Annotated in this window: 16 protein-coding genes; 8 read left to right on the top strand and 8 right to left on the bottom strand. The window is 62.0% G+C overall.

Annotated elements, in window-relative coordinates; translation table 11 throughout:
* Positions 1-74 precede the first annotated feature (74 nt).
* The gene (locus J4D28_RS13235; RefSeq protein ID WP_009050130.1) at positions 75-575 is read left to right on the top strand and encodes a universal stress protein; all 501 of its coding nucleotides are present in this window, start codon (positions 75-77) and stop codon (positions 573-575) included.
* 112 nt (positions 576-687) lie between these two features.
* On the top strand, positions 688-1,662 hold the full coding sequence (cysB, locus tag J4D28_RS13230; RefSeq protein ID WP_007931387.1) for an HTH-type transcriptional regulator CysB: 975 nt from the start codon (positions 688-690) through the stop codon (positions 1,660-1,662).
* A gap of 7 nt (positions 1,663-1,669) precedes the next feature.
* On the opposite strand, the gene J4D28_RS13225 is transcribed toward cysB, so the two are convergent.
* The gene (locus J4D28_RS13225) at positions 1,670-2,152 is read right to left on the bottom strand and encodes a transcription elongation factor GreAB (protein ID WP_103331011.1); all 483 of its coding nucleotides are present in this window, start codon (positions 2,150-2,152) and stop codon (positions 1,670-1,672) included.
* 14 nt (positions 2,153-2,166) lie between these two features.
* A complete protein-coding gene (locus J4D28_RS13220; RefSeq protein WP_103331002.1) occupies positions 2,167-2,562 on the bottom strand; it encodes a hypothetical protein in 396 nt (131 codons plus the stop codon).
* Between the two features lie 122 nt (positions 2,563-2,684).
* On the opposite strand from J4D28_RS13220, the gene earP reads away from it, so the two are divergent.
* Complete coding sequence (gene earP / locus J4D28_RS13215; RefSeq protein ID WP_103331001.1) at positions 2,685-3,818, top strand: elongation factor P maturation arginine rhamnosyltransferase EarP; 1,134 nt, start codon at positions 2,685-2,687, stop codon at positions 3,816-3,818.
* Between the two features lie 48 nt (positions 3,819-3,866).
* Complete coding sequence (locus J4D28_RS13210) at positions 3,867-4,439, top strand: elongation factor P (protein WP_007931398.1); 573 nt, start codon at positions 3,867-3,869, stop codon at positions 4,437-4,439.
* Positions 4,440-4,518: 79 nt separating this feature from the next.
* Here the strand turns inward: J4D28_RS13210 and J4D28_RS13205 are convergent, their stop codons facing one another.
* From J4D28_RS13205 to J4D28_RS13190, 4 genes are all read right to left on the bottom strand, one after another.
* Positions 4,519-5,532 carry an alpha/beta hydrolase gene (locus J4D28_RS13205; protein ID WP_009050126.1) on the bottom strand — a complete coding sequence of 338 codons (1,014 nt, stop codon included), beginning with the start codon at positions 5,530-5,532 and terminating at the stop codon, positions 4,519-4,521.
* Between the two features lie 41 nt (positions 5,533-5,573).
* A complete protein-coding gene (locus tag J4D28_RS13200) occupies positions 5,574-5,993 on the bottom strand; it encodes an organic hydroperoxide resistance protein (protein WP_009044954.1) in 420 nt (139 codons plus the stop codon).
* A gap of 277 nt (positions 5,994-6,270) precedes the next feature.
* Positions 6,271-6,732 (bottom strand): MarR family winged helix-turn-helix transcriptional regulator, encoded by a 462-nt coding sequence (locus tag J4D28_RS13195; protein WP_007931403.1) that lies wholly within the window; start codon positions 6,730-6,732, stop codon positions 6,271-6,273.
* 75 nt (positions 6,733-6,807) lie between these two features.
* Complete coding sequence (locus tag J4D28_RS13190) at positions 6,808-7,758, bottom strand: LysR family transcriptional regulator (RefSeq protein WP_016704328.1); 951 nt, start codon at positions 7,756-7,758, stop codon at positions 6,808-6,810.
* Positions 7,759-7,866: 108 nt separating this feature from the next.
* On the opposite strand from J4D28_RS13190, the gene J4D28_RS13185 reads away from it, so the two are divergent.
* On the top strand, positions 7,867-8,616 hold the full coding sequence (locus J4D28_RS13185; protein WP_038577195.1) for a sulfite exporter TauE/SafE family protein: 750 nt from the start codon (positions 7,867-7,869) through the stop codon (positions 8,614-8,616).
* Here the strand turns inward: J4D28_RS13185 and J4D28_RS13180 are convergent.
* Complete coding sequence (locus J4D28_RS13180) at positions 8,606-9,460, bottom strand: LysR substrate-binding domain-containing protein (RefSeq protein WP_162184990.1); 855 nt, start codon at positions 9,458-9,460, stop codon at positions 8,606-8,608. The genes J4D28_RS13185 and J4D28_RS13180 overlap by 11 nt on opposite strands.
* 97 nt (positions 9,461-9,557) lie before the next feature.
* Here J4D28_RS13180 and J4D28_RS13175 point away from each other — a divergent pair, with 97 nt between their 5' ends.
* Positions 9,558-9,779 (top strand): DUF1127 domain-containing protein, encoded by a 222-nt coding sequence (locus J4D28_RS13175; RefSeq protein ID WP_009050122.1) that lies wholly within the window; start codon positions 9,558-9,560, stop codon positions 9,777-9,779.
* 64 nt (positions 9,780-9,843) lie between these two features.
* Entirely contained in the window at positions 9,844-11,055 is a 1,212-nt protein-coding gene (locus J4D28_RS13170) for a winged helix-turn-helix domain-containing protein (RefSeq protein ID WP_103331000.1), read from the top strand.
* A gap of 50 nt (positions 11,056-11,105) precedes the next feature.
* Here the strand turns inward: J4D28_RS13170 and J4D28_RS13165 are convergent, their stop codons facing one another.
* Positions 11,106-12,452, bottom strand: coding sequence for a class II 3-deoxy-7-phosphoheptulonate synthase (locus J4D28_RS13165; protein ID WP_009050120.1), 1,347 nt, complete (start codon positions 12,450-12,452; stop codon positions 11,106-11,108).
* A 162-nt stretch (positions 12,453-12,614) separates the two neighbouring features.
* On the opposite strand from J4D28_RS13165, the gene J4D28_RS13160 reads away from it, so the two are divergent.
* Positions 12,615-13,370 carry a spermidine synthase gene (locus J4D28_RS13160; protein ID WP_009050119.1) on the top strand — a complete coding sequence of 252 codons (756 nt, stop codon included), beginning with the start codon at positions 12,615-12,617 and terminating at the stop codon, positions 13,368-13,370.
* Positions 13,371-13,430: the final 60 nt, after the last annotated feature.

Raw genomic sequence — 13,430 nt, 5'->3', positions numbered from 1 at the left:
TGCGGGACGTCGTAGTCGCCTTGGCACTGCTAAGCTGAATCAATCTCCGCCATATTGGCAGTCGAGGAGGTCATATGATTCGTTCGATGCTGTATGCCACTGACCTCGGTCTGTATGCGCCCTATGTGATGCAACATGCCCTGGAGCTGGCTCGAACATTCAATGCCGACTTGCACGTGGTTCATGCGGTGGAGCCCATGGGGCTGTTTGCCGAATCGGTGTTGCAGAGTTATCTCGACGAGCAAGCCCTGAATGAGTTTCACAGTCAGGGCCTGAGCACGGTGATGGCGAATATCGAGCAACGGGTACTCGACAGCTTTCGTGAAGAGTTGGGGGAGGGCATGCAGGATCTCGCGCTGATTCAGTCGGTCCGGGTCTTTCAGGGGGACCCCTCGCAAGTCATTCTCGAACAGGCGTCGAAACTCTCTGTGGATTTGTTGATCGTAGGAAGTCACAGCCATGGGGCGGGTGGTGAAACCCCATTGGGCAGGACGGCCGCCAGGGTACTGCAACTGGCCAAGGTTCCGGTTTACCTGGTGCCCTTGGTGCAGCGTCGACGGTTCGGAGATATCTGACGCGGCTATTGGAATTTTCTTAAGAAAAGTTCTAGATTTATTCTTCGAACCATTAATATAGTTATATACCGTCGCTGATGCCCGTGGCGTCTACCTGCTTTGAGGGATTCATATGAAGCTTCAACAATTGCGCTACATCTGGGAAGTGGCGCACCACGACCTCAACGTCTCTGCTACAGCCCAAAGCCTTTATACGTCGCAACCGGGTATCAGCAAGCAGATTCGCCTGCTCGAGGACGAGCTGGGGGTCGAGGTATTCGCTCGTAGCGGCAAGCACCTGACTCGCGTCACCCCGGCTGGCGAACGCATCATCACTACCGCTGGCGAGATCCTGCGCAAGGTCGAAAGCATCAAGCAGATCGCCCAGGAATTCTCCAACGAGAAGAAGGGCACCCTGTCGATCGCCACCACCCACACCCAGGCCCGTTATGCCTTGCCGCCGGTGATCAGCAGCTTCATCAAGCAGTACCCGGATGTGGCGTTGCACATGCATCAGGGTTCGCCGATGCAGATCGCCGAAATGGCCGCCGATGGCACCGTCGACTTCGCCATCGCCACCGAAGCGCTGGAGCTGTTCGGTGACCTGGTGATGATGCCGTGCTACCGCTGGAACCGCTGCGTGGTGGTACCGCAGGGCCACCCGCTGACCAAGCTGCCGAAGTTGACCCTGGAAACCCTCGCCGAATACCCGATCGTGACTTACGTGTTCGGTTTCACCGGCCGTTCCAAGCTCGACGAAGCCTTCAGCCATCGCGGCCTGACGCCGAAGGTGGTGTTCACCGCCGCCGACGCCGACGTGATCAAGACTTACGTACGCCTGGGCCTGGGTGTGGGCATCGTCGCCAAGATGGCAGTCGATACCAAGCTTGATAGCGATCTGGTGGTACTGGATGCCAGCGAGCTGTTCGAGTCGAGCATCACCAAGATCGGTTTCCGCCGTGGCACTTTCCTGCGTGGTTTCATGTGTGACTTCATCGAGAAGTTCGCGCCGCACCTGACGCGCGAAGTGATGGCCAAGGCCATTCAGTGCCACAACAAGCAGGAACTCGAAGAGCTGTTCGACGGCGTCGAACTGCCTGTCCACTAAGTCGGGCTTACTTGACCTCGGTGACAGCGAACTGTTGCCGAGCGCCTGCGACGACGATCTCCAGCTCATCCCCCTCGAACTTGCCCAGCAGGCCTTTGCCCAGCGGTGAACGAGGGGTGATGACGGTCACCGGTTGCCCCACCACCTCGACCTTCAGTCCCGCCCCATCCGGCGCCAGGAACAGCCATTGTTCGTGGCCGTTTTCGTCTTCGAGGCCCAGCAGCGCACCGACCTGGATACCAACCTGCTCGTCGTACGGGCGCAGGGTCAGGTTCTGGCAGAGCACCAGCGCCTGCCGGATTTCCTCGACGCGCCTGGCCTGGCCGGCGGCGAGATAGGACGCCTCCAGCCCCAGGGTGTCGTACTTGTTTTCGGCAATGTTCTCCTCGTGGGTCGCCGCCTCATAGGCGGTCTGCGCCGCACGCTGGGCGATCTCCAGATCGCCGCGGAGCTTGTCGAGAATCAGTTGGTGGACAGTAGGCTTGTGCATGGTCAGGTTCAGGCTCAATCGCAGAATTGCAGGACGTTGGCCCGGCTCTTTTCGCTCGGCGCCGTCTGGTCCTGTTGCAACCAGAACTGGCATTTCGGGTTGGACTGGTTGCGCAGGTTGCTGCGTGCATTATCCAGTGCCTGCTGTTGTTCGTTCTTGCGCAGGTTTTCCTGGTATTGCTCGAACATGCGGTTGGAGGCGGCCGACTCCGTGCTGGTCGGTTTTGTCAGCTGTTGCACGGCCTGGGCGACGGGCGCCAATTGCTGGTCGAACAGAAAACGCCAGGCCAGCCAGCAGGTCAGGGCGATTGCCAGAAAACCCAGCCACAATCCCAGGGCAATACTGCCGCTGAACTGAAGTGCGTTTACGCTGATACGTAATGATCGACGGGGTGTCGGGCGATAGGGCATGGCAGCCTCCTGGCAGGCGGTGTCGGCAAGCCGTGATTGTCGCACGAAGATTATCGGCATTGGCTCTTCTGTCTGTGGCGATTTATGCGGACAATCGGCGCTTTTGCCAAACGGAGCCCGGAATGAAAGCCTCCTGGGATATTTTCTGCAGCGTCGTCGACAACTACGGCGATATCGGCGTGACCTGGCGGCTGGCCCGGCAACTGGTGGCCGAGCATCAGTGCGCGGTGCGGTTGTGGGTGGATGACCTGCGGGCCTTCGAGCGTTTGTGTCCACCGATCGATGTCGCCTTGCCTCAGCAATGGCAGGAAGGCGTCGATGTGCGCCACTGGCCGGCCGAGTGGTCGCCGGTGGCGGCTGCGGATGTGGTGATCGCGGCCTTTGCCTGCCAGTTGCCACCGGCTTATATGGAGGCGATGGCCGAGCGTGAACATACCCCTTTGTGGCTGAACCTCGATTACCTCAGCGCCGAGGCCTGGGTGACCGGCTGCCACGGCCTGCCCTCGGTGAAGTTCAAGGGCGTGCAGAAGTACTTCTTTTTCCCTGGCTTTCAGGCCGGCACCGGTGGCTTGCTGCGCGAGGCGGGGTTGTTGGAGCGACGCAGGGCGTTTCAGCAGGATCCGCGGGCTCGGCAACATTTCCTTGAAGGACTGGGCGTCTTTGCCGCACCCGACGCCCGCCTGATGTCGCTATTCGCCTATGAGAACGCCGGTCTGGCCAGTTGGCTGGACGCGCTGGCTGCCGACTCGCGGGCTACCCATCTGCTGGTTCCCGAAGGTCGGATCCTTGGTGACGTGCAACACTGGCTGGGTGTCGAGGCACTGGCGGCGGGTGCGGTGCAGGTCCGTGGGGCGTTGACGATGCAGGTGCTGCCATTCGTCCGACAGGAGGAATACGACCAGCTCCTGTGGGCCTGCGATTTCAACGCGGTACGCGGCGAGGACTCGTTCGTGCGCGCACAGTGGGCCGGCCGGCCGATGCTCTGGCACATTTATCAACAGGACGAAGACATCCACCTGGACAAGCTCGATGCCTTTCTCGAGCTTTATACACAGGGGCTGTCGCCAGAGGCCAAGGCGGCGCTGATCGACCTGTGGCGGGCCTGGAATGCCGGGGGCGAGATGGCACAGGCCTGGAAAAAACTGCTGGAACACTGGCCGGAAGTGACCGCTCACGCCGAAAAGTGGTGTCTGGTACAGGGCTCACAGCCCGATCTTGCTGCGGCGCTGGTGCAGTTTTACCTAAATTGGATATGATACGCGGCCTAGATTTTTGTAAATCCCATCCAAATTCGGATATTCGCAATGAAAACTGGTAAAGAACTCAAACCCGGTACCGTGATCCGTATCGACAACGATCCTTGGCTGGTTCAGAAAGCTGAATTCACCAAGTCCGGTCGTAACAGCGCGATCATGAAGACCAAACTGAAGAACCTGCTGACCGGTTACAAGACCGAAACCGTTTACGGTGCGGACGACAAACTGGACGACGTGATCCTGGATCGCAAAGAAGCGACCCTGTCGTTCATCAGCGGCGACACCTACACGTTCATGGACACCACCGACTACACCATGTACGAGCTGAACGCCGAAGACATCGAAGCCGTTCTGCCGTTCATCGAAGAAGGCATGACCGACGTTTGCGAAGCCGTGTTCTTCGAAGACCGTCTGGTTTCCGTTGACCTGCCGACCACCATCGTGCGCCAGGTTGACTACACCGAAGGTTCCGCTCGCGGCGACACTTCGGGCAAGGTGATGAAGCCTGCCAAACTGAAGAACGGTACCGAGCTGTCGGTTGCTGACTTCATCGAAATCGGCGACATGATCGAGATCGATACTCGCGAAGGCGGTTCCTACAAAGGCCGCGCCAAGGTTTAAGCTTCTGCTTGAATTCTCGCGTACAAAAAAGCCCGACCATCGAGTCGGGCTTTTTTGTGGCCGAAGATCAGTGACAGCCTTACTTCAGGTGTTGCTTGAGCTCTTCACTGGCCTGCAGCAGCGCCGAGCGCACTGCGGGTACCTGGCTGACCACGTTGAGCAGGCCATAGTCATGGATCATCCCGTTGTAGCGCACCGAGGTCACGGTCACGCCGGCTTCGTCCAGCTTGCGGGCATAGGCTTCGCCTTCGTCGCGCAGCACATCGGCACCGGCCGTCTGGATCAGCGCGGGCGGCAGGCCCTTGAGCTGGGCGCTGGTGGCGCGCAGCGGCGAGGCGTAGATCTCGTTACGCTGCCGGGCGTCGGTGGTGTAGTTGTCCCAGAACCACTTCATCATGTTTTTGCTGAGGAAGTGCCCCTCGGCATACTGGTTGTACGACGCCGTCTCGAAATTCGCGTCGGTCACCGGCCACAGCAGTAGCTGGAACCGGATCGCCGGCGTGCCCTTGTCCTTGGCCATCAGGCTGACCACGGCCGCCATGTTGCCGCCGACGCTGTTGCCGGCAACCGCCAGGCGCTTGCCGTCGACGTTGATTTCCTGGCCATGCTCGGCCACCCACTGGGTTGCCGCGTAAGCCTGATTGATCGCCACCGGGTAATGAGCTTCCGGAGACGGCGTGTAATTGACGAACACCGCCGCCGCCCCGGAGCCCACCACCAGATCCCGCACCAGCCGTTCATGGGTCGGGAAGTCGCCCAGCACCCAGCCGCCGCCGTGGAAAAACATGAACACCGGCAACGTGCCTTTCACCCCGGCCGGCCTGACGATGGTCAGGCTGATGTCTTGGCCGTCGACCTTGATGGTCTTCTGGCTGACATCCGCCTTGGGCAGCGTCAGCTTGACCCCGGCCTGGGCACCGACCAGCACGGCCCGGGCCTCTTTTGGCGTCATCTGTTCCATCGGCTTGCCGCTGCCGGCGTTCAAGGCGTCGAGGAACGCCTGGGTGTTGTGTTCGACCCCGCCTTCGGCGAAGGCCGTGTTGATGGACAGGGCGAGAAGGCTACCGGTCAAGACCTTGCTGAAAGTGTTCATGTTCGTCTCCTGGGCGGTGCGGGCGCTGGTGCGCAGCTGGGTTAGACAGTCACGTGCAGACGTACGTCGACGTTGCCGCGGGTGGCGTTGGAGTAAGGGCAGACCTGGTGAGCCGCTTCGACCAGGGATTGCGCATCGCTCTGTTCAAGGCCTGGCAGGCTGATGTGCAGGTCGATGTCCAGGCCGAAGCCGCCAGGAATCTGGCCGATGCCGACATGGGCGGTGATCGAGGCGTTGTCCGGGATCTTGCGTTTGCTCTGGCTGGCGACGAATTTCAGGGCGCCGATAAAGCAGGCGGAGTAGCCGGCGGCGAAGAGTTGTTCAGGGTTGGTCGCCTGGCCGCCGGCACCACCGAGCTCTTTGGGGGTGGAGAGTTTGACGTCGAGGATGTTGTCGCTGGAGACGGCGCGACCATCACGGCCACCGGTTGCGGTTGCGACTGCGGTATAGAGAGTTTGCATGGTGTGAGCCTCTTGGGTTTCGAAGTTTTGCGCTAAATGTTTGCGCGCTAAGTAAGTGCGAAATAAATGTATCGCTCAAATATTTTGTGCGCAAGATAATTTTTTGAAAAAACTCGGAAATGCTTGCCAGAAGCCCATATCTTTTAGCTAAGCGAATGATTTAAATAATATTTTTATCGAGAAATTTTTCGTCGATACGCTGTTGGCGGCATCGAAATAGAGAGGATCGCGAGCAAGCGCTGCTGCAGGAGGGGCAGGCGTGCTCGCGAGAGCGCGGTTAAAGGCTGTCTTGCAGATGGCCGCGCAGGTTCAGCAGGTCGGCCTGCAGTTTGCGCAGCTGTTCCAGGGTCAGGCCGCTGGCGCCGAGGATGCATTGGGGAACGCCGCGCGCCCGGTCATACAGGGCCCGGCCTTGCTCGGTCAGCTCGATGATCACCACCCGTTCGTCTTCGCGGCTGCGGGTACGGCTCAGCAATCCCTCGGCCTCCAGGCGCTTGAGCAAGGGCGTCAATGAACCGGGATCGGTCAGCAGGCGGCTGCTGATTTCGCCGACGGTCAGGCCGTCCTGCTCCCAGAGCACCATCATCGCCAGGTACTGGGGATAAGTCAGGCCCAGCTCCTGCAGCAGCGGTTTATAGACTTTGGTCATCAGCAGCGAAGTCGAGTGCAGGGCGAAGCACAACTGGTTATCCAGCAGCAGATCGTCGCATTTTTCCGGGGTGGAGCCTTTGGTGTTCATGGTCGGGCCTTGATCGATACTCGCCCTGAATCTAGCGGGCAAATCTTTAATGCGCCAGATAATTCTCGCCGGCTCTCAGCCCATGGCGCTCTGCAGGGCCAGATCCCATGGCGGAATCGGGCTGAAGCGAGTCTTCAGGTATTCCAGCAACAGACGGCTGCGGGCGTTGGTGTGCTGTTCCAGGCGCAAGGCGTAGATACCGGCGCTTTCCGGTTTGGGCAGGCCGGTTTCGCAGAACAGCGGCAATAGCTCCCCGCGCAACAGGTATTCGCTGGCCAGCCAGGTCGGCAGGTGGGCGATGCCCAGCCCGGCCAGGGCTCCGGACAACAGGGCCTCGGCATTGTTGGCGCTCAGGCGGATGCGTTGTGGGCGGTGAGTCTGCAATTGCCCGTCCAGTTCGAAGCGCCAGGCGAACAGCGGAGCCAGGCCGTCCCAGTCCAGGCCATCATGCTGGCTCAGCTCGGCGGGATGGACCGGAGTGCCGCGAAGCTTGAGGTAGGCCGGGCTGGCACAGGCGATGCGCACGATGCTCGCCAGCGAGGTCGCCACCATGCGGGTATCGACCCTTTGCCCGGCGCGCAGCACCAGGTCGACCTTGCCCAGGTGCGAGCCCTGCATGTCGACGAAGCTGTCGATCAGGTGCAACTGCACATCCAGCCCCGGATAGAGCATCAGGAAATCGGCGATGGCCGGCGCCAGGTGTCGCCGGCCGAACGCCGCGGGCGCGTCGATGCGGATCAGGCCTTCCGGCGCATGGCTCAAGGACACGGCTTCCGCCCGGGCCAGTTGCAGTTCGGCGACGATGCGCCGGGCGCGTTCGGCGAAGGCCTGGCCAGCCGCCGTCGCCACCACCGCGTGGGTGGTGCGCATGAACAGCTTGCTGCCGACCGCGTTTTCCAGGCTGTCGATACGCCGGGCCACCGCCGAAGGGGTCAAGGGATGCCGGCGCGCGGCGGCGGAAAAACTCCCGGCTTCCAGGACATCGAGAAACAGGCCGAGCTGGTCGGTGAGGGCGTTGGGGTTCATGGCGGGCATTTGCCTGTGCGAAATTGGCAAAGCCATTGTGCGTTGCTGTGCGTTTCCGCACCAGAGCCGACTGCGTAGCATGCAAGGCCTGAGGTGAGGAGAGCGGCGGTGATCGATTTAGCGATGTATGTGGTGTTGGGCGCGGCGCTGGGCACGGTGGGCGGCTTGTTCGGGATCGGCGGCGGCCTTATCGCGATTCCGGTGCTGGGTGTGCTGTTCGGGCTGGACCAGCAGATCGCCCAGGGCACGGCGTTGGTGATGGTGGTTCCTAACGTGATGCTCGCGTTGTGGCGCTATCACCAGCGCAACCGGATCGAGGCACGGCATGCGCTGCCATTGGCCTTGATGGGCTTCTGTTTTGCCTGGCTCGGTTCGATCTGGGCGGTGGGCATCGATGCCCAGGTCATGCGGATCGGCTTCGTCGCGTTCCTGGTGGCCTTGTCGGCCTACAACCTGCTGCGCATGTTCCTGGCCAATGTCCCGGCTTCGGCGCAGATGCGTTACCCCTGGCCGTGGCTCGGTGTGCTGGGTGCAGCTTCCGGAACCATGGGCGGGCTGTTTGGGGTCGGTGGCGCGGTGGTTGCCACGCCGGTGCTGACCAGCGTGTTCGGCACCACCCAGGTGGTCGCCCAAGGGTTGTCGCTGGCCCTGGCCCTGCCGAGCACCGGGGTGACCCTGGTCACCTACGGGGTGCATCAGGAGGTGGACTGGATGATCGGCCTGCCGCTGGCGGCAGGTGGCCTGCTGAGCATCAGTTGGGGGGTGAAAATCGCCCACGCGCTGCCCGAACGAATGCTGCGCGGGCTGTTCTGCGGTTTCCTGGTGGTCTGTGCGGTGATGCTCGCCTTTAAAGTTTGAAGCCTTCGACTATGTGCTCGGCCAGGCATTCGGTGATGGGCGAGGGCGTGTTGAGGTTGCGCACCAGCATGATGCTGGCTTCGGGCAGCTGGGGCAGGTCTTCGGCGGCGCCCAGGATGCGCATGTCCGGGGTGATCAGGCTTTCCAGTTGCGCGGTGATCGCCAGGCCGGCGCTGACCACGGCCATCAGGGCGGCCAGGCTGGAGCTGTTATAGGCAATGCGATAGTCGCGCCCGGCGGCGTCCAGCGCATTGCAGGCCCACTGTCTGCAGAAGCAATCGCTGTTGAACATCGCCAGGGGCAGCGGCGTCTGTTCGTGGGGACAGAAGCCCTGGGCCTCGGCCCAGACGAAACGCTCCTTGCGCAGCAACTGGCCGATTTCGCTGCCCGGCTCGCGAGTGACGATGGACAGGTCCAGGTCCTGGCGCAGCAGCAGTTGCTTGGACGACTCGCAATGCACTTCGATCTGGATCAAAGGGTAAGCCTGGGCAAAACGCGACAGGATCCCCGGTAGAAAACGCATCACGTAATCGTCCGGCGTACCGATGCGCACGGTGCCGACCATGTGCGGCTCGCGCAGGGTATTGAACACCTCGCTGTGCAGTTTCAGGATGCGCCGCGCGTAACCCAGCAGCACCTGGCCTTCGGCGGTCAGGCGCACTTGCCGGCCCTCACGCTGGAACAGCTGGCGTTGCAGCACATCTTCCTCGAGCCGCTTCATCTGCATGCTCACCGCGGACTGGGTGCGATTGACCTGCTCCCCGGCCTTGGTGAAACCGCCCTGATCGGCGATGGCGACGAAGGTGCGCAGGACCTCGGTATCAATGCTTGGGTAGCTGGACAATTCATCAAACTCCGAGATGTATTGCATAAGAAACATTCGTTGGATTGATCTTATCCCCGGGTGGAGACTTGAGCCATCCCCACTGGAGGGCAAGACGATGAAAGGTCAAAAAGGTTTTGTACTGGCTCACCGATTTGCATGGCATGGCATTTCCGTGCGGCATCTGCTGCAGAGGATTGTCCGCTGGCATGAGCTGCACCGTGAACGGATCATGCTGGCCGGCATGAGTGACGAAGCGCTGAAGGATATCGGCCTCAGTCGCGCGGATGTGGAACGGGAGACCGTGCGGCCGTTCTGGGACGATCCGATGCACAAGTGAATGTCAAAGCGCTACACAAGCCACTTCTCACTGAGGTAGTTTGCGGGCAGACAAGGAGATTGCCATGCCCGCAGAACTGTCCTTTTCCCTCAAGCAAGCTCGGCGTCTGGCGCTGGCCGCCCAAGGTTTTTCCGGGCGGGCGCTGCCTGCGACGATCAGGCCGGCACAGGTCAATCGCCTGATCGCGCGCCTGGGCATCCTGCAGATCGATTCGGTCAACGCCCTGGTGCGTTCGCACTACCTGCCGCTGTTTTCCCGCCTTGGCGACTATCCCGCGCAACTGCTGGACCAGGCCGCCTGGAGCCAGGGCCGGCAACGCACGTTGTTCGAGTACTGGGGGCACGAAGCCTCGTTGCTGCCGCTGTCGCTGTACCCGCTGATGCGCTGGCGCATGCAGCGGGCCAGCCAGGGGCAGGGGATCTACCAGCAGTTGGCGCGTTTCGGCCAGGAGCAGCAGGCGACTATCCGCCGGGTCCTGGCCGCGGTCGAGGAACAGGGCGCCCTCGGCGCGGGCAGCCTGTCTACCCGCGAGGAACGCGCCGGCCCCTGGTGGGACTGGAGCGCGGAGAAGCACGCGCTGGAATGGCTGTTCGCCGCCGGTGAGGTGACGGTCGCCGGTCGGCGTGGATTCGAGCGTTTGTACGACTTGCCGGAGCGGGTGATTCCTTCGAGCATCCTGCAACATTCGCCGCTCAGCGAGGCCGACGCCCAGCGCGGTTTGCTGTTGCATGCCGCCAGTGCCTTGGGCGTGGCCACCGAGAAGGATCTGCGTGACTACTTTCGCCTGGAACCGGCAGACAGCCGGGCACGCCTGGCGGAGTTGCTGGAAGGCGGCGAGTTGCTGGCCTGCGAGGTGGAAGGCTGGAAGCAAGCGGCCTATTGCCTGCCGCAGGTGAAGGTGCCGCGTAGCGTGCCGGCCAGTGCCTTGCTTTCTCCCTTCGATTCGCTGATCTGGGAGCGCAGCCGCACCGAGCGCCTGTTCGATTTCCGCTATCGGCTGGAGATCTACACGCCGCAGCACAAGCGGGTGTATGGCTATTACGTGTTGCCGTTTTTGCACCACGAACGGATCGCCGCGCGGGTCGACCTGCGGGCAGAAAGGGCGCAGGGACGCCTGGCGGTGCATGCCGTGCATGAGGAAGAGCAGGGGCTGGACGAGCAGGGCATGCAGGCGCTGGCGAGCAACTTGCGGGATATGGCCAATTGGTTGGGGCTGGCCGACGTCCAGCTCAATTGCCCGAGGGCCAGCGCCCAGCGCTTGCGAGGGTTTCTTTGAAGCGCGTCGATCATCCAGCAGCGTTTCCTGGATGATCGAGCGCTACAGGTTCAACGCTTGACCTGTTTCAAGGTCTCGGCAATCAGGAACGCCAGCTCCAGCGACTGATCGGCGTTCATCCGTGGGTCGCAATGGGTGTGGTAGCGATCCGACAAGGCATCTTCGGTAATCGGCCGCGCGCCACCGATGCACTCGGTGACGTTCTGCCCGGTCATCTCGATGTGGATACCGCCGGCATAACTGCCCTCGGCTTCGTGGACCTGGAAGAACTGCTTCACCTCATTGAGGATCTGCGCGAAATCCCGGGTCTTGTAACCGCTGCTGGCCTTGATGGTGTTGCCATGCATCGGGTCGGAGCTCCACAGCACCTTCTTGCCTTCGCTTTCCACCGCGCGGATCAACTGCGGCAGATGGTCGCCGACCTTGTTCACACCCATGCGCACGATCAGGTTCAGGCGGCCCGGGTCGTTGTCCGGGTTGAGGATGTCGATCAGGCGGATCAGCTCCTCGGTGTTCATGCTCGGGCCGACCTTGACCCCGATCGGGTTATTCACCCCACGCAGGAATTCGACGTGGGCGCCGTCGAGCTGGCGGGTACGGTCGCCGATCCACAGCATGTGCGCCGAGCAGTCGTAATAGTCGTTGGTCAGGCTGTCGCGACGGACGAAGGCTTCTTCATAGTTCAGCAGCAGCGCCTCGTGGGCGGTGAAGAAACTGGTCTCGCGCAACTGCGGCGAGCTGTCCATGCCGCAGGCGCGCATGAAGGCCAGGGTTTCGTCGATGCGGTCGGCCAGCTGGCTGTACTTCTCGGCCAGGGCGGAGTTGGCGATGAAGTCCAGGTTCCATTTGTGCACCTGGTGCAGGTCGGCAAAACCGCCCTGGGCAAAGGCGCGCAGCAGGTTCAGGGTAGCGGTGGCCTGGTGATAGGACTGCAGCAGGCGGTCCGGGTCCGGCACCCGGCTTTTTGCGTCAAAGCCGATGCCGTTGACGATATCGCCGCGGTAGGCCGGCAGGGTCACGCCATTGATGGTTTCGTCATTGGCCGAACGTGGCTTGGCGAACTGGCCGGCCATGCGCCCGACCTTGACCACCGGGCAGCCGGCGGCGAAGGTCATGACGATCGCCATCTGCAGCAGGACCTTGAAGGTGTCGCGGATCTTCGCCGCGGAGAACTCGGCGAAGCTCTCGGCGCAATCGCCGCCCTGCAGCAGAAAGGCGCGGCCCTGGGTCACCTCGGCAAACTGGCGGCGCAGCTCGCGGGCTTCGCCGGCAAACACCAGCGGCGGGTAGCTGGCCAGGGTCTGCTCGACCTGCAACAGGTGGGCGGCGTCGGGGTAGGCGGGTTGTTGCTGGATCGGCAGGGCGCGCCAGCTGTCAGGACTCCAGGGTTGGCTCATCACGGACTCGGGTGTTTTTTAAGGTCGGACAGGCATGTTATCAGCAATTAGTGCGTGACCTGTTCCCGCCGGTTCGCGGACAATCGCGCCTTTCCCGCTCGGCGCCGAGCGGCCGGTTTATCGCGACGGCGAGGTTGAGCCCCGTCGCGGCTAGGAGAAGAGATGACTGAGGAGCGCGTCGAGCGCCTGCTCGCCGAAGTGCATGATGAGTTCGGCATGATTCGGGTACTGGAAGTGGCGGATTACCGCTTCCTCGAATTCGGCGATGCCATCGAGCAGAGCTGCGTGTTTACCGCCGACCCGAGCTGGCTGGAGTATGACTACACCCGGGCCATGCTGATCGGCGCGCTGTGCCATGAACAGCCCGAGAGTGCGCTGTTTCTCGGCCTGGGCGCTGGCACCCTGACCCAGGCCTGCCTCAAGTTCTTGCCGCTGGAAGATGTCGAGGCCATCGAGTTGCGCCCCGACGTACCGCGCCTGGCCATCGAGTACCTGGGGCTGGATGACGATCCGCGTCTCTATATCCGGGTCGGCGATGCGCTCGAACTGCTGGACAGCGCCGAGTCGGCGGACCTGATTTTCGTCGACCTGTATACCGACGTCGGACCGGGCGTCGGGCACCTGGCCTGGGGCTTCCTGGAAAACTGCCAGAAGCGCCTCAACCCGGGCGGCTGGCTGGTGATCAACCAGTGGGCCACCGACGATGGCAAGCCACTGGGGGCGGCCTTGCTGCGTGGGCTTTACCACCGGCATTACTGGGAGCTGCCGGTGAAGGAGGGCAACGTGATTCTGATCGTGCCGTCCGACCTGGACCAGGATCTGGACATGGACGGCCTGAGCGCCCGGGCCGAGGCGCTGGCGCCGCGCCTGGGCTATTCGTTGCAGTCGTTGATCAAGTGCATTCGGCCGGCGACCTGAGTCGGTTGGCCGAGCGCATCTGTAGGAGCGAGGCTTGCCCGCGATAAGGCCTCACATTTG

Origin of the sequence: Pseudomonas sp. GW531-T4 (assembly GCF_017349615.1) — a bacterium.
In the GTDB taxonomy this organism is placed as follows: domain Bacteria; phylum Pseudomonadota; class Gammaproteobacteria; order Pseudomonadales; family Pseudomonadaceae; genus Aquipseudomonas; species Aquipseudomonas chlororaphis_I.
This window is presented reverse-complemented; position numbering and strand designations above follow the sequence as displayed.